Origin of the sequence: Sphingobacterium cavernae, from assembly GCF_008520265.1 — a bacterium.
Classification (GTDB): Bacteria; Bacteroidota; Bacteroidia; order Sphingobacteriales; family Sphingobacteriaceae; genus Sphingobacterium; species Sphingobacterium cavernae.
In genome coordinates this window covers 1-531 of the sequence record NZ_VIQM01000044.1, presented here as the reverse complement: position 1 = coordinate 531, position 531 = coordinate 1, and the positions used below count along the sequence as shown (strand labels likewise).

The following is a 531-nucleotide window of genomic DNA, read 5'->3' as shown; positions in this document are numbered from 1 at the left end:
AAATATATACCAGCTGGAAATAGTACTCCCGGAATCCAGAGCCATAAAAAACATCCTCTTGAAAATGGATGAAAAACAAACAAGGTTAATCGAGATCGTCAATAAAAATTTCTAGGGTGTCCCATTGAGGAAAACAGGAGGAATTTAGGTCATTTTATCCACATTTGACTGTATAACTTTTACTCTTATTTTTAGGTTTTTAGGCTTTAAATGCGGTTTTTTGTAATTATCAGAACGGCCATAATGGATAACAAGAACTTTACGAAATTAGTTGAATTGCTCGAACAGGAATCAGCAGCCGTATCGCATCTGAAACATCCAGATTAGCCGAAAATGCAGCTTCTGAGCAAATCATTTCAGATCTGAATGCTACTATTAAACAACTTAATGAAACCATAGGTGGTCTTCTGGAAGAAATACGTTTGCTAAAGGGGCCTAAAAAAAATAGTAGAAACAGCTCTCTTCCTCCTTCAAAAGATGAAAACAGCCCTCCTCGAACCACTAGTTTACGAAAATCCAGCGGAAAGTCTT

1 protein-coding gene is annotated in these 531 nt (G+C 36.7%); it reads right to left on the bottom strand.

Annotated features, from left to right (window positions below; all coding sequences use genetic code 11):
- Positions 1-259: 259 nt before the first annotated feature.
- Positions 260-531, bottom strand: a 272-nt coding sequence (locus tag FLS47_RS18525) for a hypothetical protein (RefSeq protein ID WP_223225203.1), incomplete at its 5' end; no start/stop codon positions are given.